Genomic DNA, 21772 nt, shown 5'->3' on the forward strand with positions numbered 1-21772 from the left:
TAATGGAGTGTTTTAAACGGGATGAAGGATCGCCATAACTCGAAAGGGGGCAAGCAACATGCTGGAAACGGTGGAGCTGCGCAAGGTTTTCAAAGGGAAAACCGCTGTTGACGAAGTCAGCTTGTATTTGGATCAAGGCGAATCGGTCGGTCTGCTCGGACCAAACGGAGCGGGGAAATCGACGACCATCTCGATGATTTCATCACTTCTGAGACCAACGGGCGGAGACGTGAGGCTGAACGGGAAAAGTGTCGTGAAGCATCCGCAGGATATCCGCAGGGTGCTGGGTGTGGTGCCGCAGGAAATCGCCTTGTACGAAGAGCTGTCGGCCTATGAGAATCTGAAATTTTTCGGCCGCATTTATAAGCTGAGAGGCAGCGGACTGGAACTGAAAATTCAAGAAGTGCTGGAGATGGTCGGTCTTCGTGAGCGGCAGAAGGAATTGATCAGAACGTTCTCGGGCGGTATGAAACGTCGTATCAACATTGCCGCTGCCCTGCTGCATGATCCGCAGATTGTGATTATGGATGAGCCGACTGTCGGAATTGATCCGCAGTCCCGCAATCATATTCTGGACACCGTCCGACTGCTGAACAGGGAGAAGGGCACAACCGTTCTGTATACGAGCCATTACATGGAAGAGGTCGAACAATTATGCAGCCGCGTATACATCATGGATCACGGCCGGATTATTGCTTCGGGCACCCAGGAGGAATTGCGGCGCATTTTATCCGGGGAAGATACTCTGCTTATCGAGCTTAACGAGCCGAGCCCGGAGCTTGCCCGGGAGCTTCAAGTATTGAAGCCGGTCAGAATGGCCGAAGAAACGGAAAAAGGGCTGAAGCTGATTGTCATGAAACAAAGCGGCATTCTCTCCGAGGTGGTCAAAGAGGCTGAGCGGCAGCATGTGCAGATTGTAAACATCCACGTACACACGCCAAGTCTGGAGGATGTATTCCTGCATCTGACCGGCCGTAAATTAAGGGATTAGCTTCTCGGAAGAATAAACGTGCGATAGAAAGTTTTGCTGCTGCAAAACGTGAGGGAGGGGACCTGGTTGGGACCATTTATTAGAAAGGATTTCCTGGTTTTGTGGAGAGACCGCATGGAAATGATCATCTCAATCCTGACATCTCTCGTTATTATTGTCATTCTGGGATTCACCACGTCATCCTGGGTGGAAAAATCGGATGTTCCGCTGCAAATGACCGTGGCCATCGTCAATGAAGACAACGAAGCGGCTGCTCTGGAACAATTCCAGAGTTCATCCGCATCACTATCTTTGGCTGGGAAATTCACATCGTCGCTTGAGAATCAGCCAGAACAAATACTGCCGGCCTCACTGCTGATGCAAAGGATAAAGGAACAATCCTTCATCACAACCAATGTGATGGACAGCGAGACCGCCCGTAACCAGCTGCAGCATAAAGATATAGAAGCGATAATTACCATTCCCGAAGGCTTCACTCTTGCGGCACTGAACAAGATGCTGCTGAATGAAGGGGGCGGCGCCGCTCTCACGCTAACGGCAGATCACCGTTCATCGATGCGGATTGACGTGCTGCAGGATCTGATCAACGAATTTATGCAATCATTGAATCTGCAATCGGCGATCGATCATACGCTGGATACGCGTACAGCAGCGCCAGACCTGACAGAAGCGGTATCTCCGGCTGGCGGACTGGAGACGATAGCCGGTGTAAAGCCGCTCACTTCATTTCAATATTATGCCATCGCAATCAGTATCGTGTTTGCCCTGTTTATCTCCATTACAACCGCTGTGAAAGCGATAACCGAGAAGAGGGAGCATGTGTTTCAGCGAATCCTGCTGGCAGGCAGTCACCCTTTCCAATATCTGGCCGGGAAAGTTGGATCGACCTTCTGTATGTCACTGCTGCAATTATCGCTCCTTATTCTTCTGTCCCACTTTATTTTCAATTTGTTCCCGGGACGCTCGCTTCAATTTTGGTTGGGTATGGCATTGATTACGATAGCGACCTCCCTGAGCGTGGCAGCTTTCTCCGCATTGTTCACCTCTATGACGTTTCGGATGAAAGACTCGGCGGCGAGCGGATTGTTTTCCCTCATCATCGGAATACTGGGGACGATCGGAGGGAGCTTTATTCCCAAATACATTCTGCCCGATTGGCTTAAACAGGTTGGAGAATGGACGCCTAACGGCGTTTCCTTATCCGTCTTCATCCAGTGGATCGGGCAGGATTCGTTTACTGTTCTGACGACGCCATTTCTGAAAATGGCGGTTTTCTCGATAATGCTGATCGTATTGGGATGCTTGCTGTTTCCGAGAAGGGGGCGGATCTGATGTTTCCGGTATTTTTGGCGCAATGGATGAAAGACAGGCGGTCCCCGGTTCTGGTTCTCGTTTTTCTTGCGATCAGCATTGGGGCTACTCTTCTATCCAGCAGCTTGATGGGCTCCAATAAAATGAAGATCGATGTCTTCGGCGATCAAGGGCTCACTAAAGCGGAAGCCGAGTCATGGATAGACCGGTTAAATCAAAGCGAGGCTTATCAGTTCAAGCTCCGGGACGAAAAACAGGCCCGGCTGGACGTCCGCGAAGGCAGGGCGGATGTCGCAGTCAAGCTCATGGCTGAGGATTACCGGATGATTGCGGCGGTTGACGGTCCTAATGTTGAAATCGTGGAAAGACAAGTACACGCGGTCTTCGAGAAGGAGCTGAAGCTGCGTGCCGCCGCAGAACAAGCAAAGGACGCAAGCGGATTCCGGGAGGCAGCAGATCATGATCTCCAGCAGCCGGCTCTTACCCTGCGGACACAATCATTGAACGGGCAAGCTATCGCCAAGTATGATATGAGCGTACATTATTTATTCGGGTTCACCCTGTTCCTGGTCATTTTTACCATCGGATTCAAGGTCAGTGCGCTGACATCTGAAAAAGCCTCCGGCATATGGAACCGGGTCATTCTGTCGCCAGTACGCAAAACGGAAATGTATCTGGGACATCTGCTATACAGCTCTCTGGTCGGATTCGCGCAAATTGCAATAGTCTTTCTCGTCTTCCGTTATGGATTCGGCTATCAGCTTGGCGAGCAATTCGGCATGCTGCTCATTCTCGGGGCCTTGTATACCTTTGCAATGGTGGCGTTTGCCATGCTGCTTGCAGGCGTGCTGAGAACACCGGAGCAATTCAACTCGGTGCTGCCGGCCATCGTCCCGATTATGCCCATGCTCGGCGGAGTATATGTCCCGCCCGGCACGCTCACGAATCCAATCATTCTTGGCTTGGCGCAGATTTTCCCGCTGACCCATGCACTGCAGGCATTAACGGGAGTGGCAATTTATGAGGATGGATGGTCCGATGTGCTGATGCCTGCCGCCAAGCTGTTGTTGATAGGCGTGGTATGCCTCGGAGTGGGAATTAATTTAATGGAACGCCAAAAGGCATAATCGTTGTGATGACCGTGTGAGCCATAATAACTGCACGATGCAAAAAAAGATCCTCAAAACCGATGCGGTTGAGGATCTTTTGGCAATATGGAATGAGCTATTCGAATAAATCCGTGACCGCGCCTTTGGATGCCGATGATACCAGCCGCGCGTATTTGGCAAGCACGCCTGTCGTAAATTTCAGCGGCAGCGGAGTCCATTCCCGGGTCCGTTTCTCCAGCTCCTCCGGGGTAACCTGGAATGAAATGTCCTGTGTTTCACTGTCGATAGTCACGGTATCCCCCTCCTGCAGCAGGGCGATGGGGCCGCCTGTCTGCGCTTCCGGCGCAACATGTCCCACGACGAAGCCATGCGATCCGCCTGAAAATCTTCCGTCGGTGATCAGGGCAACTTCACCGCCAAGACCTTTTCCGACAATCAGAGCCGTAACGGACAGCATCTCGGGCATACCCGGTCCGCCCTTGGGGCCGCAGTAACGGATGACCAGCACATCCCCTTTATGGATTTCATTGTTCAAAATCGCGGCTGTTGCCGCGTCCTCGCTGTCGTATACACGGGCAGGGCCGGTAAAACGCAGCTTTTTCATCCCGGACATCTTGGCAATGGCTCCCTCAGGCGCCAAATTTCCACGCAGCACGACCAAGGGGCCGCTTTGCTTCAGAGGGTTATCGAACGGACGGATAATATCCTGATTCTCCTGCAAAGGCGCGGCCTCCGCCAGGTTCTCAGCCAACGTCCTGCCTGTAACGGTCATGCAGTCCCCATGAAGAAAGCCTTGGTCGAGAAGAAGCTTCATCACGCCGGGAACACCGCCGATATCATTAAGGTCCTGCATGACATATTTGCCGCTCGGCTTCAAATCCGCAAGATGAGGTACTTTGATTCGTATGCGCTCGAAATCGTCATAGGTCAGATCAACCTGCACCGAATGGGCAATGGCAATCAGATGGAGGAACGCGTTGGTTGAGCCGCCAAGAGCCATGACAACGGTGATCGCATTCTCGAATGCCTTCTTGGTCATGATATCCCTGGGATAAATCCCCTTCTCCAGGAGCTCGAGCACGCTTCGTCCCGCTTCCTCGCATTCCACCGCTTTATTGGCGGAGACAGCGGGGGTGGAAGAAGAGCCGGGCAGACTCATTCCCATCGCTTCGGCGGCTGAGGCCATGGTGTTGGCCGTATACATACCGCCGCAGGCGCCGGCTCCGGGACAGGCATTGCATTCGACCTTATGCAGTTCTTCATCGGTCATTCTTCCGTCATGATATTGGCCGACTGCTTCGAAGGCGCTGACAATATCGATATCTTTGCCATCCAGCTTCCCAGGCTGGATCGTTCCTCCATACACATAGACAGCCGGCAAATTCATGCGTCCGATGGCCATGAGGCAAGCAGGGGTGTTTTTATCGCACCCGCCTACGGCAACCAGGCCGTCAAACCGTTCCGCGTTCGTTACGATTTCAATGGAGTCCGCTATCGCCTCACGGCTGGGCAGCGAATACAGCATGCCTTCATGTCCCATTGAAATCCCGTCCGAAACGGTAATGGTATTGAATATCAGGGGGGCGCCGCCATGCTCCTGAATTCCCTTTTTGGCCTGGACGGCCAAATCATTAATATGGATATTGCACGGAGTGACCTCGCTCCAGGTGCTTGCCACGCCGATCATGGGCTTCTTGAAATCCGCATCCTGAAATCCGACTGCCCGGAGCATGGCGCGGTTAGGGACGCGGTTCACGCCCTCGCTGATGACTTTGCTGCGAATTCTCAAATCTTTTTTGTCTGTCATTCTTGTTCATTCCTCTCGTCGTCAGATTAACGCATACAGCTCATGCATCGGTCTGATCAGGTTTTGTTTCATCATTGCGGAAGCCTTGTCCGGATCCTGCTTCTCCAAGGCTGCAATGATGGAGGCATGCTCTTCCACCGAGGTTAAGGTCGCGGCGACCGGCTGCTTCAAAAAGACATATTTGAACCTTCTGATGTGAATCTGGAGCGATGCGCTGAAGGAAGCGATGTAGGCGTTGTCCGAAGCCTCAACGATCAGATTATGGAATTGTTCGTCAAGCTCCATCGCCTGGTATGGCTGGCCGATCCCGATGGCATGGGCGAACTGTCCGTTAAGCTCCTTCAGCAGCTCAATCTGCTGCGGCAATAGGAGTCTTGACGAATATTCGGCAGCGAGCGCATGCAGCGAGGCAAGAGTCGGATACATTTTGAGAATATCGTCCTTCTCGATACGGGTAACTCTGGTTTCTTTGCCGGGATGCATGGAAACCAGTCCCTGGACTTCCAGCAGCTGAAAAGCTTCCCTGATCGGCGTTCTGCTGACAGCCAGAGATTCTGCCAGCTCGGCGTCGATTAATTTCTCGCCTGGTCCAAGGGTCCCGTCAATGATCCATCGCTGGATTTGCGAGAAGGCTCTTTCTTTGGCGGACATTCGAATGGGAGAGGGAAAATTCGCAGGTATGGGCATTTGCATCATCCTTGTTCATAATGTTATATGCAATATATCGCATACATATATTGATTGCAAGTAAAATCGGGATGGAGCCGAATATTGTCCATCATAAACCGTCAATGGTCAATTGTTCTCTCCCTTGCTCCCTTGTAAAGTTAAAGCATATCAGGAAAGGGGCACGAGGCAATGGACAAGAAGATTCCACAAGCAACAGTCCGTGAGGAAATAGTCGAAATCCCCACTTACGGGGTCGGCAAGCCGGATAAAAACCCGATGTTTCTGGAGAAACGGGTTTATCAGGGCAGTTCGGGGAAGGTCTATCCCCATCCGGTAATTGATAAAATAAATGATGACAAGGAACTGCAGGCTTACCGGATGGTTATTCTGGAGAATGAGTTTCTGCGGATTGAAATCATGCCGGAAATCGGCGGACGAATCTACCGTGCAGTAGATAAGACGAATAACTATGATTTTGTTTATTATAACCGGGTCATCAAGCCTGCCTTGGTCGGCCTGGCGGGGCCGTGGATTTCGGGCGGGATTGAATTTAACTGGCCGCAGCATCACCGGCCCAACACGTACGGAGCGGTGGAATGTACGTTTGGCGAAAATGAGGACGGCAGCGCAACGGTTTGGGTCAGCGAGATTGACCGGATGTACGGCACCAAGATGACTGCCGGATTCACGCTCCATGCGGGAGCGGCTTATCTTGAGATCAATGCGCAGCTGTACAATCGCACACCGGAGCCGCAAACTTTCCTGTGGTGGGCCAATCCGGCGGTAGCGGTCAATGATCACACCCAATCGGTATTCCCACCGGACGTCCATGCCGTATTCGATCATGGCAAGCGAGATGTATCGCGTTTTCCCATAGCAACTGGAACCTATTACAAAATGGATTATTCTGCCGGGGTCGATATTTCCCGGTATGCCAACATTCCGGTTCCTACCTCGTACATGGCATATCACTCCGACTATAATTTTGTCGGCGGTTACGATCACGCGGTTCAGGCGGGTCTGCTGCATGTCGCCAACCATCATATTTCACCGGGCAAAAAACAGTGGACATGGGGCAATGGGGAATTCGGCCAGGCGTGGGACCGCAATCTGACAGACGAGGATGGTCCTTACATTGAGCTTATGACGGGAGTCTACACCGATAACCAGCCCGACTTCACCTGGCTTCAGCCTTATGAGGAGAAATCCTTCACCCAATATTTCATGCCTTACAAGCAGATTGGCGTCGTGAAAAATGCTTCGAGGGATGCCGCAGTCAACCTGGAGGTGGATTCCGCGGACCGCAGCATCCGGATCCAGGTCTATGCGACGTCCCGGTTCGAAAATGCCACGGTAGAACTGTCCAGCGCCCGCAGCCGTTATCTGCTGCAGAGCGTGAGCCTGTCGCCGCTTGAATCGTTCACGCAGACGATGCAGCTTCATGAAGACGATCAGGCCCACGACCTCATGCTTACTGTACGCGATGCGGCAGGACGTACGCTGGTCGGCTATCAGCCCAAAAAACCGGCAATCGAGAAAATGCCTGAGGCCGCACAGCCGATGCCTGCACCGCAGGAGCTGCTTACGATAGAAGAGCTGCAGCTGGCCGGTCTTCATCTGGAGCAGTACCGCCATGCGACATTCGAGCCGGAGGAGTATTATCTGGAAGGATTGAAGCGCAGTGCCGGCGATATCCGCATCAATGTTGCCTATGGCACGCTTCTGCTGCGCAGAGGCCTGTTTACAGAGGCGGAGACGCATTTCCGGCGCGCAATCAAGACCTTGACAGCGCGCAATACCAATCCGTACGACAGCGAGGCCTATTACCAGCTGGGCGTTTCGCTCAAGCTGCAGGAACGTCACGAAGAAGCCTTCGAAGCGCTGTACAAATCGGTATGGTCCGCCGCGTGGCAGGACAGCGGATATTTTACGCTCGCTCAAATCGCCAGCGCCAGGCAGTCCTATGAGGAAGCGCTGGAGCTGACAGAACGCTCGCTTATCCGCAATACGCGGAATTATAAGGCGCGCCATCTGAAAGCAGCGCTGCTGCGGAAGCTTGGCAGGTATGAACCGGCTGTAAGCGCGGCAGTGGAAACATTGAACCTCGATGTTGCAGACTTCGGCGCAAATTATGAAAAATATTTAAACCTCGATGCAAGCGGCCTGCATGAAGAAGCGGCTGCCGCCCTGGACAATTTCAGGTATTTGCTGCGCGGCGATGCGCATAATTATTTGCAGTTGGCCGCTGACTATGCGGGATGCGGGCTGTACGAGGAAGCCGCTGACGTATTGCGTGGAGCCCTGCCGGATCAAGCCAGGGATGTATATCCAATGCTGCATTACACATTGGGGTATTTATATGGGAAGCTTGGAAGACAGGACGATTCCGCGAAACAGTTACGGGCGGGGCAGGCAGCCTCTTCAGCATACTGTTTCCCTAACAGCCTGCTCGATATGCAGGTGCTGGAATATGCTTTGGGGCAAAACCCTGGCGATGCACGGGCTCATTATTATCTGGGCAACTTATTATATGATAAGAAAAGGCATCAGGAGGCCATCCGGCATTGGGAAGCCTCAACAGAGCTGGATTCATCGTTTCCAACGTCCCACCGCAATCTGGCGCTGGCCTATTTCAACAAACAGAACGATCCCGGGAAAGCCCGGACTTATCTGGAGCTCGCTTATGCCGCAGACCAGAGCGACGCGCGGGTGCTGTACGAGCTCGACCAGCTGTACAAAAAGCTCGGCATCGATGCGCAGCAGCGACTTGATCATTTGAGCAGCCATCCGGATCAGGTGAGAATGCGCGATGATTTATTTGTAGAGTATGTCACTCTGCATAACACGGTACGCAGGCATGAGGAAGCAATCGGCCTGTTGAATTCCCGTAAATTCCATCCATGGGAAGGAGGGGAAGGCAAGGTTACCGGTCAGTATGTGCTGGCGCATGTGGAGCTGGGCAAGAAGCTTCTTGCTGAACAGGCATACCAGGAAGCGGAGAAAGTGCTGCTGCGCGCGCTCGTGTATCCGGATAATCTGGGCGAGGGGAAGCTGGCCGGGGCACAGGAGAACAATATTTACTTTTACCTGGGATGTTCGCTGGAAGCGGATGGACGCAATGAAGAAGCAAAGAAGGCATTCCGGCTTGCCTCGCAGGGTATTGATGAGCCTGCGGGAGCGATGTTCTATAATGATCAGCCGCCGGATACGATTTTCTATCAGGGGCTTGCCTGGTTCAGGCTGCAAGGGGATAAGGAAGCGGCTTCCCGCTTCAATAAACTGATTGATTATGGGGAAACCCATCTGTTTGACAAGGTTAAGCTCGATTATTTTGCTGTTTCGCTTCCCGATTTTCTGGTGTTCGATGATGATCTGAACAGACGCAATGAAATCCACTGCCGCTATATGATCGGCCTCGGTCATCTGGGGCTTGGCCGCCTGGCTGAATCGCAGGCTCAATTGGAGGAAGTGCTCCGCCTTGAACCCAATCATCAAGGGGCAATCATTCATTTGCAAACCGCGGAGTAAACGAGAATAATGGCAGGGGAGAAAGGCAAGAAAGCCGTATCTTCACCATAAGATTCAAGGTGGGCTGGAGAGTAACATAAAAAGCGGTTGAGCAGAAAGTAATCTGTTCAGCCGCTTTTTCATTGGAGATTCACTAAATATGGCCACCCCCGGCTGAATTTGCGAAGGTCTGGAAATGATTGGATATCGCCTCGGACAATCGTTCCTTTTGCACCGGTTTGACGACAAAATCGCATGCGCCGCTTCGAATGGCCTCAAGGACCATTTCCCGCTGTCCCATCGCAGAGCACATAATAATTTTAGCTGCCGGATCGACCTGCTTGATATTTTTGAGGGCGCTGACTCCGTCCATTTCGGGCATCGTAATATCCATGGTCACAAGCTGGGGTCTTACTCTTTTATAGAGATTAACAGCTTCAATGCCGTTGCCGGCTTCCGCTACGACCTCAAGACCCAGACTCTCCAGAAGGCCGCGCATCATCATGCGCATAAATGCGGTATCGTCGACTACCATTACTTTGATTCCATTCATGGTCATCGCCTCCTTGTCTTAAGCCGATCATATCAGGGCAGTCTGAACAAAAACTGAACGGACCGCTGGCTAAAAAGCGTGAACAGCGCAAGCTCCTGTGTCAGGATTGCATTTAAGCGGAGGGATGATTATAATTTCAGATAGGTTATCATGATCGATAAGGAGAATGATATGAATTATATTATCGCTTTTGTGTTTGCTATTGCTATTGTTATCGCACTTATACCGCCGCTTCGCAAGCTGGCACTCAGGATCGGATTTGTGGACAAGCCCCAAACCAACAACGAACGCAAAATTCACCGGGAACCGATTCCGCTGACCGCAGGCATTGCGATTTACGCTGCCTTTGTCATTTTATATCTGATATTTGTTCACGATAATTGGATCAAGACCGGGGCTATTCTCGGAGGCGGCCTGATCATTCTGATCATCGGCCTTGTCGACGACTGGTACAAGACGCATGCCAAGGAATTTGCCTCGCTGCCAAAATTTGTGGTTCAAATGGGTGCTGCCATTCTGGTCTACAGCTCGGGGATTGTATTCAGCGGTTTTGAGAATCCCTTCACAGGAAGCTATTACGTACTTCCCGAGTTGTTCCAGTTCCTCTTCACCGTCTTATGGATTTTTGGCGTAACAACGGTAATTAACTTTACAGATGGGATTGACGGCTTGGCCAGCGGATTATCCGCTATATCGGGAACAACGCTTCTGGTAGTCGCGCTTGTAATGGGACAGGGCGAGTCGGCGATGATGGCTACGATTCTTGTGGGCGCATCCCTGGGTTATCTGAGATACAACCGTCCGCCGGCAAAAGTGTTCATGGGCGATGCAGGGGCTACTTTTCTTGGCTTCATCCTTGCCGTTATTGCGCTTGACGGAGCCTTCAAGCAGGCGACAGTCCTGTCCTTGTTCATTCCGATTCTTGCGCTCAGCGTTCCGATCCTGGACAATGTCCGTGTTGTGATCTGGAGGATGATGAAGGGCGTTCCCTTCTACAAGGCAGACGCTTCCCAGGCGCATTATGTATTGTTAAAAACAGGCATGAAACCGGTTCAGGTGGTATCCTTCCTGTATTTAATCAATATTTGTACCGGCTTATTCTCCATCATATTGTTGCTGATTCAATAATTAAGGAAAATAATGTTGACATTCTCATAGATAAACGGTATAGTATTGAATATTGAGCGAAAATGATTTTCTCGCTAATATGCGGTCGTGGCGGAATTGGCAGACGCGCTGGATTCAGGTTCCAGTGGTAGCAATGCCGTGGAGGTTCGAGTCCTCTCGACCGCACCATACCCTTTAAACTAACTCTTCTCAAAGGAAGGGTTTTTTTGTTTGTTCAGCAACAGCTTCATGGGTTACTGCTCTAGGCGTTTTGCTCCACTTCATGAAAGGCATACATTTGGAGACTATCTCATATTTTAATTCAGTATTGCATTCATTAAGCTTTCGTTCTATAATGTGCCTACATCAGTTGCATTTAAACTTGAGTATTGCTGAAGGCTGACAAGGAGAGATGAGTGTTGATGTATTATGCTTTATGATTACAGCCATGGTCATGAACATTGTGTTAAAAAGAACATGCGGGGAGAGATCGATGTGGACGTTTTAGCCATGATTATTGAAATCCTATTAGGTCTGATGTTTCTGATGGCGGGTTCGATGAAGGTTTTTGGCACCAAAATGCAGGTGGATAGTTTTGCGCATTTGAAGCTGCCGCAATGGTTTCGGGTCTTTACCGGTCTGACCCAGTATATAGCGGTGATCGCGCTGGTCATCGGCTTCTGGGAGCCGAGCTGGTCGGCATGGGCAGGCATCTGGCTTGGATTTATCATGCTGGGCGCTGCCGCCGCCCATATCCGGGTCAAGGATCCGGTAACCGCGTTATTGCCCGTAATCGTACTGCTGATTCTATCCGTTGCGGTTACTCTGCTGCAAAGCTCGGAGCTTGCGAATTTCCCGGGTTAATGACGGCTGTTCGGGCATCCAAATTATCAGTCGTCAGCTTCAACAGGCAGATGTGTACAGGCGACACTATAGAAATCAAATCAAAGAGAGCCAATCACGACTGGCTCTCTTTTTCTAATAGATGCACCAGAGGAAACAGGTTGAATAGAATTTGCCACAGACGGGTAAAAAACATATAATGTGCCTATATTACACACATATTGAAACTCTGACATGCTGTAATGAAGAAGGGAGTGAGCGGTAATGAGCACAGCGAATAAACGAATCGATTTCGGGCCGCCGCATTTCAAAATCGCCATTCATGCCGTTGTCTGGCTGGCCCAAAGCAGGGGCATTTTATCAAGTGCCATGATTGCCAGCCAGGTGGATTCCCATGCCACTTTCCTGCGAAGAGTTCTTCAAGCCTTGGCCAGCGCCGGAATCGTGGAATCGAAGGGTGGTCGTGAGGGAGGATATATTCTCAAAAAAGATACTGCCGCGCTTACGCTCGGAGATATATATGATGCAGTCAACACGGGAGGAAAAGAGCCCGCTCAAGAAGCGGATTGCGGGGAGGCCGGGGAGTTTCTGGATCTGGAGCTGGAAAAAATTCTCCACAATGCGGAACAGAACACCATTCAGTATCTTCATCAATTCACCATTGATCATGTCATGTCCAGGGTCGACTTCTTCAACGTTTAGGGTATATCGCACCAAATAATAAGTCCGGCAAGATCAACAAGAAGCACGTTTGGGGCCACTCATTCACGAGGACCCAAATTTTTTTTTTGGGAAGGGGGCCCCGTCTTAATTTACACCTGCCAAAACCATGTGCTACTATGATGGTAAACGTTTTCAGAAAGGGGATGCATTAATGAACCGGATACAACGATTGACTCCGATGCTTAAGAGCTTTGTGGAGAAAGGACCGGCCGGCTGCGCATTAACCGTTGTCCGCCGCGGGGAAGTATTATACCAGGACAGCTTCGGTTATGCGGATCTGGAGAAGAAGAAGGAAATCAGCACGGATACCATTTACCGAATTTATTCGATGACCAAAGTGATTACCTGCACCGCGGCGCTCATGCTTTACGAGAGAGGACACTATCTGTTGAACGATCCGCTTGAGGAGTATCTGCCCGAGTTCAAAAATCCGATGGTGTACCGCTACAACGAATTTGGCGATATGACGGTATCTCCCGCGGCGAACCCGATTCGCGTCAAGGATCTGTTCACCATGTCGTCCGGTCTTACATATGGGGGGATCGGGACGGAAACCGAACGGCAGACCCGCGTTATGATGGAGAACGCCGCCGCCACGATGAATATGCGGGAGCTGTCCAAGCAGCTTGCGGCCATCCCTCTTGCTTTTGATCCCGGCACGCATTGGAAATACGGCACAAGCCATGACGTCCTGGCCGCTTTGATCGAGGTGCTGTCCGGCCAAACCTTCGAAGAGTTTCTGAAGCAGGAAATTTTCGGACCGCTCGGGATGAACGACACCTCGTTCAGAATCCCAGACGACAAGCGGGACCGGTTATGTGTGATGTATGACAGTGCAGAAGACGGCAAGCTGACCGTCAACGACAGGATGGATACCCCTTTTCAGCCAGGATGCAGATACGAAAGCGGCGGGGGCGGCCTTCTGTCGACAGCCGGCGACTACAGCCGGTTTGCGCAGGCCCTGGCGAGGGGCGGGGAATTGGATGGCGTGCGGCTTCTCAGTCCGAAGACGATTCAGCTGATGCGGACCAACCATTTGAGTCAGCAGCAGCTCAAGGATTTCAGCTGGGCGCATATGAACGGATACGGTTACGGCCTTGGAGTCCGCGTGTTGATGGATCCGGCGGCGGGCGGAAACAACGGCACGATCGGTGAGTTCGGCTGGGCAGGTCTGGCTGGCTCATGGACGCTGATTGATCCGCACGAGGAATTGTCCGTCGTTTATATGCAGCAAATGCTGCCAAGCCGCGAGCCTTATTTTCATCCAAGGCTGCGGGCCGTTATATACGGAGCGCTGTAGCAGGAAATATAGCCGACAGTGCGACACTTTGACAAGTGCTGTTTCTGTGTGGCTTCAACACTCCACGCAATAGATACTATATGGTAATAGAACAGCAAGATCCAAAAACCAGTCTATCACGTCCAATCCGTGATAGGACTGGTTTTTTTATTTTTCCCGGATGGTTCAGAGTGTTCTATACAGCTCCGGGGGAACTGATGCGCATGTCAGGCTGCCTGCTCTTCTACCAGATCAAGAAGTATGTTTGCTTATACGATTTTAAATAGATACAAGTCGATACACTTTGTTTACAATTTTCAGAAGATTTGTCTATATCCATCTTTTATAACTAAGAGAGCAGGTGACAGCGAAGAGACAAGGAACAAGGAGAGGAAGACAGCATGATAAAAACCGGATTATTTCTGACAGGATTCATGATAGTGTCCGACCCCGGCGTGGCAGCAATAGCAAATCTGATCCATCATAGAGCTTCGCTCTATTTGCATGAATGAGGTGGCTGACATGCAAAAACCGATGAGGCCGGCTCGCACAGGACGCAGAATCGTTACTATCTTCATATTATTCCTGCTGTTCTGCACATTTGCAATCTATGAAATCAATCATAATTCATCCAAGGTCGTAGGGATGCTCGCAGGTCCCGAATCACCGTCCGCCACATCTTCAGTTGACGACAAGCAAATGGGGAAGTATAAAATTGTCATTGATCCAGGCCATGGCGGGCATGATCCTGGAGCTCCCACAATCAGCGGATTAGAGGAGAAAGCCTATACGCTTGCCCTTGCGCAGGAGGTATATGATCAGCTGAAGCAGGACCCGATGTTTGATCCTTATCTGACCCGCAGCGACGATACATTCGTCTCATTGGATGACAGGGCGAAATTTTCGAATGACTTGGAGGTGGATGCCTTTATATCGATTCATGGGAACACCTATGATGACCCGGAAGTCAGCGGAACGGAAACCTATTATTATTCCGATAGCAGCATACAGCTTGCTGATGTCATCCATGAGCATATTCTCGCGGCCAACGGCTTTAAGGACCGGGGCGTGCGCTATAATGATCTGCAGGTTCTTCGGCTTAACGAGGTTCCGGCCATCCTGACTGAAGTCGGGTACTTGTCCAACGCAAGCGATGAAGCTCTGCTGCTGGATCATGACGGACAAGCCCATATCGCCCAAGGGATTATAGACGGACTCAAGGATTATTTTGGCGGACAGGCTCCGTGATGCAGGCGACCTTCTGGCTAATGGCAGCCGGGGGTCTTTTTCTTATAAGTTACAGTATGTACAGGTTTCACTTGGCTTTGCCGCGGGAGAGCGGAGATAGCGGTTTCTTCTTGTAAGTGCTGCATTGCTGCCTTATAATAGTTATCATATCAACTAATGGGCTTCTTGTAGGCAGGAGGTGATCAGCTAAGATGGTTCTGCCTGATAATGTTGTGAAATTGATTCATGATGTCAATTTGGAAATTGCCTTTCGTGTCAAGAAAGATCTGGCTCCTTACGGGATTACGCCCGAGCAGGCGTTGATCCTGATCCTTCTGAAGGAAAGGGACAAGCTTTCCCAGAATGAGATTGCCGGCAGGTTAAACAAGGATAAATCAAGTATAACGAGGATGATCATAAGTCTGGAACAAAAGCGGATTATCCGCAGGATGGTCCGGGAGAATGACCGCCGGTATTTTATCGTCTCTTTAACGGAGACAGGGATGCGGCTTGCTGAGGACATATTCCCTGTTGTGGACCATATTTCGGGTCTTGCAGTCAAAGGAATAGCAGATCATGAGATGCAGGAGCTGCGCAGACTGCTTGCCAAGATTCGGGAGAATGTGCACTAATCCAGGTTATGGACAAGCGGCTGATGAATCAACTATTTTAACTGCGGAGGTGTATGCACAGTATGAAGAGCAAGCTGGAGCAGCCCAAAATCCCGTCAGACCTGCCAGATATCTCCGACCGGATGCATGCGCTGATGACCAAAGATGAATTCAGTCACGGATGCATTGAAGATATCACCATACATAGCCAGGAAGCGGCCCGGGTTTCATTTGAAAAAATAGTGTTCAGGAATGTGACCATTGCAGAGTCGTCATTGCCTGATGCTGAACTGACGGACGTTATTTTTGAGAAGTGCGATCTGTCGAATGTCGATTTCGCCGGCATCTTCCTGCACAGAACAGAGTTCAGAAACTGCAAATTGATGGGTACGGACTTTACAAAGAGCAGGATGCAGCATGTTTCCTTTCTCAGCTGCCTGAGTGATTACGCCTTGTTTCGGTTCGCGAATTTCAAGCAGGTTGAATTTGAGGAATGTTCTTTGGTCAGCGCTGACTATTATCAGTCTTCTCTGAACAAAACCGGGTTCATCCGCTGCAAAATCGATCAGGCAATCCTGTCGGGGGTCAAGCTCAAGGGGATCGATCTGAGCGACTGCGATTTCGATGAATTGATGGTGGAAATCGATGACTTGAGGGGCTGCATCATTTCGGCGGGGCAGGCTTCGACATTCGCGGGCCTTCTGGGCCTGGTCATTAAATAGCCAATGATGATGGGGGCAGAAAATGTATCAATATACGGATCAACACTACGAAGCAGTGGATTTCAGCGATCGCGATCTGCGGGACGGCGAGCTGCTGCGCTGTACATTTGAACGCTGCACATTCACGAATGCTTCCATGGAGGAAATGACGAGCACCGGCTGCCGGTTTATTGAATGCAATTTTCACGGTGCGATGCTGAATGCTTCGATCCATACGGAATCGGCTTTTTTGAATTGCAATTTTGTCGATGCCAATTTGTTTGTTTCCAAATTCAACAATTGCAAAATGACGGGCTCGGACTTTTCAAAGGCTCAAATGGATGGCATTACGCTGCTCCGGGGCGATTGGTCTTATACGAATCTGAGGTATACGAAGCTGAATAAACAGGATCTGCGGGAAATCCGCTTTCTTGAGGCTGATCTCTTCGGCGCCAATCTGGAGAAGGCGGATTTGCGGAACAGCGACCTGACCCGGGCGAATTTGGCGCAAACGAAGCTGAACGGGACCGATTTGCGCGGCGCCATCATGGACGGGGTCAACTGGAAGTCGCTGGATGTGAAAGGGGCCAGGATGGACACCGCGCAGGCCGTTGGTTTCTTGCGCTCGTTTGGCGCCAAGGTTGATTGAGGCTTGTCAGATAGCATTGCGTAAAATGCATACGGATCAAAAAAGCAGTGGGCTCCTCCAATCAGGAGCCCGCTGCTTTGAACTAGAATTCCCAACGCACTCTGCGAGGGAAGAAACTTACTCTGCCGCCAAGGGTGGCAAAGTGAGCTTCTTCCTGTTTGGCGGCGTGAAACTTTTCGTTATCTCCAGCTTATTTGCTTTCCTGACCTGGAGCCGTCTTGTCCCCGCTCTCGCTGACAGCAGGCAGGGAAGAGACGAACTCATCGGACATGCTGATGAGCCTGTGAGCCTTGTCGTATTCGCTCTTGGCATCCAGCGGCTTGGCGACCTTGCCGCCTTCCAGCGGGTAAGTGATGCCGTCCCCGTAACCGGAGCCCGGGACAAATGCGCCTTTGGCCGTAATGAAGGAGCCTGAGGGTAGGTAATAACGCTCCGGAAGCACATTGGTGGTCTGGTTCAGTATATCCCGCCCAAAAATCACCTGATCCTTAAGCGGGACGCCGATGAGATTCGCCACTGTAGGATAGATATCCGACTGTCCTCCGACCTGCTGGAAGATCTGCGGCTGTTCATTGGGCACGGAGATGACGAGCGGAATGTTCATCATATCCGGAAGACTGTAGTCGCGGCTGTAGATTTCCTTCATCAGCTTTTTTTCCTTATTGTTGAGGGAATAGATCGGCAGCCCCTGGTGGTCGCCGTACAGCACGATAACGCTGTTGTCCCAGACGCCGTTCTTCTTCAGCTCGTCAATGAATTGACCGAGTGCGTAGTCCGCATAATTTTGCGACTGGATATAATCGCCGACCAGAGTTCCCTTGTAGCGCTTCGGCAGCTCCATCTTGAATTTGGCGGCCGGGATGCGGAATGGATGGTGACCGGACATCGAGATGATTTGGGCGTAAAAGGGCTTGCCGCTCTCCTGGAAGCGAGCCAGCTCTTCGGCAGTTTTGGCGTAAAGCACTTCGTCGGAGGCGCCGAACGAGACCAGATCGCTTTTGCCGAAAAACTTGTCGTCATAATACTTGCCCCAGCCAAGCGCCTTGTACAGCTGATCCCGGTTCCAGAATATGACGCTGTTTGTATGGAACGTAGCCGTTTGATAGCCGTTTGCTCCAAGCAGCTTGGGCATGCTTGGCAGCGCCCGGTCAGCATAGATCTCAGAGGCCGCGCCGTTCGGCGGAACATAGAGAGAGGTGTTGACCACAAATTCGGCATCGGCCGTATTGCCCTGACCGACCTGCTGGAAAAAATGCGGGAAATAAAAATGGTCGTGGACGAGAGCGTTCATGTTGGGCGTAATTTCCTTCCCGTCTATCTTCAGATCGACCAGAAAGTTCTGGAAAGCCTCCAGCTGAACAATAATCACATTTTTCCCTTTGGCGGAATTCCAGTATGCCGGCTGCTCCGGCTCCGCGGCGCCCTTCACCTGCGCAACCATAGCGGGGGTCACCGACTGTGGTTCGATCTTCAGGTCCTTGGAGGGGGCAAAGGCCGCATAGGCTTCATAGTTGATGATCCCCATGCTCTGAGCCTGCTGGAACTCATTCATGCCGCCATGGTAAGGAAGGACGGACAATACGCATGCGGCAAGAGCGAGCACCTGGCCGGCTGCAAACCAGCTGCGGCTCTCCCGTACGGACAATCCCCGTCCCCAGGCGCGAAAACGCCGGTTGGTCAGCATCAGAATGAACAGGACTATAATATCCGTGAAGATAAACAGATAATAAGGGTCCATCAGGGAGATGACGCTGCTGTTGACCTCCGATACCTGATTTACCTGGCGAAGCTCGTGGTAGGTGACAATGACGCCAAAATATTTGTAATACATGATCACCGCAAAATAAACGATGGTCAGGACGAGATCGACAGCCAAATAGGTACCCAGCTTCTTCCGGTAAGCGAAGCTCTCGATCAGGCAAAATATAAACCAGATCGACGGAATGCCGGTCAGCAGCGTCATGCCGAAGCTGCCGCCGGTTTCTTTGAATACGACGCTCCAGACGAGCAGCATTTTCAAAATCATCAGGATGGAAAAGAAAATAAAGGGCTTTTGCAGAAGGACGCCCCATCGAAAACGATTAACCAAAACCAATCCTCTCCTCTTTGGCAAAGCTTATTATAGGCGTTAAAAAGTACGATAAACGTAAGGATCGGATGGCGCCGCTATATCGTTCCAGGACAAGGTCCTGAGCACCGGAACGGTCTGCTTGAAAGGCTGGTACAGCTCCGATGTCAGCGTGCCGGACACATGAACCCATTCATCGTCCTTCAAAACGGTTCCCTTCGGAAACTCGACAAGCATGCCGAAGACGCCGGAGTCCGCAACACAATGGATGAAGCCGAAGCGGAACACGAAATAATGGTTGTCGTCCACCTGCTCGCCTTTATACACGAACCCGTCAAAACCGATCGATTTTCCCGAAAAGCTTATCGGATAGTTATAGATTGCCTCCAAACCGGTCAAATAATTTTGGTCGGTCAGGATAATTTTACGTTGATTGGCGAAATTGGACAACTCCGCCTGCGAAACCTTCTCGTAGCCGGCTTTACCATAGAACACACTCGTATCCGGCTTTAGAAACTGATGATAACCCGGATTTTCCGCCGAAACATTGAGACTCGGGAATGAGAAGCCTTTGGCCTTGACGAAGCTTGAATCAAGAGTCTGAACCGGAAGCAAAAGACCGGTCAAAATCGGGAAGATCAGCACGATATAGCCGAGCGTACGCTTCAGCCTGGAGGATTCGCCGTGAGAATGGGCGTGATCGTCATGATGCGAATGGGAATGTCCTTCATGGCTGGTATGGCTGTTCTCATGGGCTTTTGCGCGCTTTTCCGCCCGCTCCTGCCGGTTTAACCGCAAGAACTCGAAGATAAACAAGACCGCGAGCAGAACGATCGCGCTGACCGACAGGTAGGCATATTTCATATTGATATATTTGTTCAGGTTCCCATTCAGGTGAAGCTGCAGAAACATCAGGGCGAAGCCTGCCAAAACATACAGCCGCGTCATCCGAACAACCTCCCGACCAAGAGGGAGGTCAGCAGCGTGCTGGCCGTCACAAGACCGATCAGCGCTGCGACGAATCTCCCATTAAATACGCCCAGCAGCATCATCGTATTTTTAATATCGATCATAGGTCCGAAGACGAGGAACGCTGAAATTGATCCGATCGAGAATGTACTGCGGAACGAGGATGCGATGAAGGCATCCGCCTCGGAGCACAGCGACATAACGAACGCGAGCACAATCATGACAAGAATCGATGTAACCGGATTGCTGCCAAGATGAATAAGAGACGAGGTCGGAATAAAAGTCTGCATGGAGGCCGCGATAAAAGCGCCCAGCACGAGGAACTTGCCGACCGAGAAAAATTCCTCGACCGCATGCTGCATCACGTCGAGCAGCTTCAGATGCAGCGGCGGCCGGGCTGCAGCTGCAGCAGGCTGTTCGATCGCGGCAGCCACGAGTGAGCTTGCCGGAACGCCGCCGCGGAACGGCAGCTCGCGAAACAGGAACGAAATGGCGATCGAAACCGTGAAAGCGACCACAATCGCTGCACCTGCGCGAATCGCGGCCATCCGCCAGTCGTTGCCGAATGCGATATAGGTGGCGAACAGCACAATGGGGTTAATAATCGGCCCGGTCAGCATAAAAGCGATGCCGGCATTAAGCGGCACGCCCTTGCCCAGGAGGCGCCTTGTAATCGGCACGATTCCACATTCGCAGGCCGGGAAAAAAATCCCGATGCCGCAGCCAAGCAGCGTGGAGAAGAAACGGTTCCGCGGCATGATGCGGGCGATCCATTTTTCCGTCAGAAAGCTCTGAATAAGTCCGGAGACGATGACTCCCACCAGCACGAACGGTATTGCTTCCATAATCATGCTGAGGAATATGGTGTTCAGCTGCAAAAATGTTTTCACAAGTACCTCCCGCCAGGCTTCCTTTCTTACAATATTTGTTGAGTCTGCAAAAGCTCGTCTCTTTATCTCAATATAATAGTAAAAATAACTGTTAGTAATTTAAACATAGGGATAAAAGAATTGCAAGAAATGAGAGTAAAAGCAGGCAAAGCGTCAGCTAAAGCAAATAAAGGCCATCTGGAAATTATTTTTTTAATTCCCGGTTGACTTTATTGGGCTTCGGATTTAATATTACTTAAGTTATCTAAAGTTTTCATTGTTTAAATATTACATGACCTAAGTAAATTGACGGGGGGTTCAAAACTTATAGAAACCAATATGAATGCGCACGCTGAGCGTTTCAGGGGTGTGCTTCAAACACTCAGAAGGAAAATGGCGCATGAATTTGCAAACAACTACAAATCGGAAATGACCATACCCCAGTCTATAATTTTATTTATAATCCGGGATAACGGACCGCTTAAAGTAACCGCATTGGCTGAACAGATGGGCGTCAAGCCGAGCGCGATCTCCGTGATGATCGACAGACTGGTGCTTCTGGATTTTGTCGTTCGTCTTCCTGACCATAACGACCGCCGCGTTGTTTTGCTGCAGATCACAGATGTCGGCCGGGCTGCGAGCAAGCTGCTTGAAGAGCAGAATAATGAACTGATCGGGCAATATTTCAGCAAGCTGAGTGTGGATGAGATAGAGAATATGCTTGTTACGCTTGAGAAGATCATCAAGGACTAGTTTGACAAGGTTAAAAGGAGGAGCAA

Annotated in this window: 19 protein-coding genes and 1 tRNA gene; 14 read left to right on the top strand and 6 right to left on the bottom strand. The window is 50.9% G+C overall.

What is annotated here, in order from left to right:
- Window positions 1–58: 58 nt before the first annotated feature.
- From AC0YNV_RS02275 to AC0YNV_RS02285, 3 genes are all read left to right on the top strand, one after another.
- Entirely contained in the window at window positions 59–991 is a 933-nt protein-coding gene (locus AC0YNV_RS02275) for an ABC transporter ATP-binding protein (protein WP_475765478.1), read from the top strand.
- A gap of 114 nt (window positions 992–1105) precedes the next feature.
- Complete coding sequence (locus AC0YNV_RS02280; protein WP_475765479.1) at window positions 1106–2323, top strand: ABC transporter permease; 1218 nt, start codon at window positions 1106–1108, stop codon at window positions 2321–2323.
- Complete coding sequence (locus AC0YNV_RS02285) at window positions 2323–3429, top strand: ABC transporter permease (RefSeq protein ID WP_475765481.1); 1107 nt, start codon at window positions 2323–2325, stop codon at window positions 3427–3429. Before AC0YNV_RS02280 ends, AC0YNV_RS02285 begins: the two co-directional genes overlap by 1 nt.
- A gap of 97 nt (window positions 3430–3526) precedes the next feature.
- Here AC0YNV_RS02285 and ilvD read toward each other — a convergent pair whose 3' ends face one another.
- A complete protein-coding gene (gene ilvD, locus AC0YNV_RS02290) occupies window positions 3527–5218 on the bottom strand; it encodes a dihydroxy-acid dehydratase (RefSeq protein ID WP_475765483.1) in 1692 nt (563 codons plus the stop codon).
- A gap of 21 nt (window positions 5219–5239) precedes the next feature.
- Window positions 5240–5905 (bottom strand): GntR family transcriptional regulator, encoded by a 666-nt coding sequence (locus AC0YNV_RS02295; protein ID WP_475765484.1) that lies wholly within the window; start codon window positions 5903–5905, stop codon window positions 5240–5242.
- 171 nt (window positions 5906–6076) lie between these two features.
- On the opposite strand from AC0YNV_RS02295, the gene AC0YNV_RS02300 reads away from it, so the two are divergent.
- On the top strand, window positions 6077–9415 hold the full coding sequence (locus tag AC0YNV_RS02300) for a DUF5107 domain-containing protein (RefSeq protein ID WP_475765486.1): 3339 nt from the start codon (window positions 6077–6079) through the stop codon (window positions 9413–9415).
- A 133-nt stretch (window positions 9416–9548) separates the two neighbouring features.
- Here the strand turns inward: AC0YNV_RS02300 and AC0YNV_RS02305 are convergent, their stop codons facing one another.
- Window positions 9549–9947: a response regulator gene (locus tag AC0YNV_RS02305; RefSeq protein WP_475765487.1), complete on the bottom strand. Its 399-nt coding sequence runs from the start codon at window positions 9945–9947 to the stop codon at window positions 9549–9551.
- A gap of 171 nt (window positions 9948–10118) precedes the next feature.
- On the opposite strand from AC0YNV_RS02305, the gene AC0YNV_RS02310 reads away from it, so the two are divergent.
- From AC0YNV_RS02310 to AC0YNV_RS02350, 9 genes are all read left to right on the top strand, one after another.
- Window positions 10119–11075 (top strand): glycosyltransferase family 4 protein, encoded by a 957-nt coding sequence (locus AC0YNV_RS02310; protein ID WP_475765489.1) that lies wholly within the window; start codon window positions 10119–10121, stop codon window positions 11073–11075.
- An 81-nt stretch (window positions 11076–11156) separates the two neighbouring features.
- Window positions 11157–11243 (top strand) — tRNA-Leu (locus AC0YNV_RS02315).
- A gap of 306 nt (window positions 11244–11549) precedes the next feature.
- On the top strand, window positions 11550–11918 hold the full coding sequence (locus AC0YNV_RS02320) for a DoxX family protein (RefSeq protein WP_475765490.1): 369 nt from the start codon (window positions 11550–11552) through the stop codon (window positions 11916–11918).
- A gap of 243 nt (window positions 11919–12161) precedes the next feature.
- Complete coding sequence (locus AC0YNV_RS02325) at window positions 12162–12599, top strand: RrF2 family transcriptional regulator (protein WP_475765491.1); 438 nt, start codon at window positions 12162–12164, stop codon at window positions 12597–12599.
- Between the two features lie 172 nt (window positions 12600–12771).
- Entirely contained in the window at window positions 12772–13920 is a 1149-nt protein-coding gene (locus AC0YNV_RS02330; RefSeq protein WP_475765493.1) for a serine hydrolase domain-containing protein, read from the top strand.
- Window positions 13921–14421: 501 nt separating this feature from the next.
- A complete protein-coding gene (locus AC0YNV_RS02335) occupies window positions 14422–15147 on the top strand; it encodes an N-acetylmuramoyl-L-alanine amidase family protein (RefSeq protein ID WP_475765495.1) in 726 nt (241 codons plus the stop codon).
- A 191-nt stretch (window positions 15148–15338) separates the two neighbouring features.
- Window positions 15339–15758 (top strand): MarR family winged helix-turn-helix transcriptional regulator, encoded by a 420-nt coding sequence (locus AC0YNV_RS02340; protein ID WP_475765497.1) that lies wholly within the window; start codon window positions 15339–15341, stop codon window positions 15756–15758.
- 62 nt (window positions 15759–15820) lie between these two features.
- Window positions 15821–16459, top strand: coding sequence for a pentapeptide repeat-containing protein (locus AC0YNV_RS02345; RefSeq protein ID WP_475765498.1), 639 nt, complete (start codon window positions 15821–15823; stop codon window positions 16457–16459).
- Window positions 16460–16481: 22 nt separating this feature from the next.
- Window positions 16482–17087: a pentapeptide repeat-containing protein gene (locus AC0YNV_RS02350; RefSeq protein WP_475765500.1), complete on the top strand. Its 606-nt coding sequence runs from the start codon at window positions 16482–16484 to the stop codon at window positions 17085–17087.
- A 190-nt stretch (window positions 17088–17277) separates the two neighbouring features.
- Here AC0YNV_RS02350 and AC0YNV_RS02355 read toward each other — a convergent pair whose 3' ends face one another.
- From AC0YNV_RS02355 to AC0YNV_RS02365, 3 genes are read right to left on the bottom strand one after another with little or no spacing between them, the layout of a single operon-like run.
- Window positions 17278–19176, bottom strand: coding sequence for an LTA synthase family protein (locus AC0YNV_RS02355; protein WP_475765501.1), 1899 nt, complete (start codon window positions 19174–19176; stop codon window positions 17278–17280).
- Between the two features lie 39 nt (window positions 19177–19215).
- On the bottom strand, window positions 19216–20103 hold the full coding sequence (locus AC0YNV_RS02360) for a TIGR03943 family putative permease subunit (RefSeq protein ID WP_475765502.1): 888 nt from the start codon (window positions 20101–20103) through the stop codon (window positions 19216–19218).
- Window positions 20100–21047, bottom strand: coding sequence for a permease (locus AC0YNV_RS02365; RefSeq protein WP_475767264.1), 948 nt, complete (start codon window positions 21045–21047; stop codon window positions 20100–20102). The genes AC0YNV_RS02360 and AC0YNV_RS02365 overlap by 4 nt, the downstream gene beginning before the upstream one ends.
- A 339-nt stretch (window positions 21048–21386) precedes the next feature.
- Here AC0YNV_RS02365 and AC0YNV_RS02370 point away from each other — a divergent pair, with 339 nt between their 5' ends.
- Window positions 21387–21746 carry a MarR family winged helix-turn-helix transcriptional regulator gene (locus tag AC0YNV_RS02370; protein ID WP_475765504.1) on the top strand — a complete coding sequence of 120 codons (360 nt, stop codon included), beginning with the start codon at window positions 21387–21389 and terminating at the stop codon, window positions 21744–21746.
- Window positions 21747–21772 lie beyond the last annotated feature (26 nt).

This window comes from Paenibacillus sp. JT31N11, assembly GCF_056269285.1.